Source organism: Candidatus Symbiopectobacterium sp. NZEC135, assembly GCF_025962695.1.
The window spans coordinates 1-735 of record NZ_JAGFPF010001082.1; the positions used below are offsets into that span (position 1 = coordinate 1).

Consider the following 735-nt stretch of genomic DNA (forward strand, 5'->3'; position numbering starts at 1 on the left):
CCCCGCCCGATCGGCCCAGGCATCCGCGGCACGCTGTAATAAGGTACCAGCGCCCGCCTGCCTCTCCAGCATGCTGGCGGCAGTTTCCGCCGCCGCCTCCACGCCGCGTTCCATGCCGATACCGTGATCGCCATCGCCCGCCACGGCATCAATGCGGCCCAGTTCATCGACATTTGCCACAACAACATCACGCGCCGCCACCAAAGCAGCGGCAACACACTGCGCTGCCTCACGCGATGCCGGGGTTGCTTCAGGAATGCTGTCCTGCTCGACGTTAAATTCGCACTCCTCGCGGGGTTCTGCGACCGTCATGCTGCCTTTACGAAATGCGGGCGTATTGGCCGGTGCACGCCAGAAGCGCTCCAGCTCTTCATCCAGCCAGAACAGGGTGAGAGAAAGTCCAGCCATATCAAAGCTGGTCACCAGTTCTCCCACCTCCGGTTCAACGATGGTGAGTCCTTGCGCCGTCAGCTGTTGGGCAACGCGGCGATAGACCACAAACAGTTCTTCATATTTCACACCACCCAGCCCATTGAGCACCACGCTGAGGCGCTGCCCGGACAGTGCGCTCACCGCCTGCGGCACCTCTTTTAACAGCGCATCGACCAACAGTTCGGCCAGCTCATCCGCACTGGAAATCGGTGCATCGTGGATACCCGGTTCGCCGTGGATCCCCATCCCGACACCCATCATGCCTTCCGGCACGGTAAACAAAGGGTGATCGGCACCGGGTAA

General features: G+C 61.4%; 1 protein-coding gene. It reads right to left on the reverse strand.

Annotated elements, in window-relative coordinates:
- Window positions 1-735 (reverse strand): dihydroxyacetone kinase subunit DhaK (locus J5224_RS32575; RefSeq protein WP_264629067.1); only part of this gene is annotated, 735 nt, incomplete at both ends.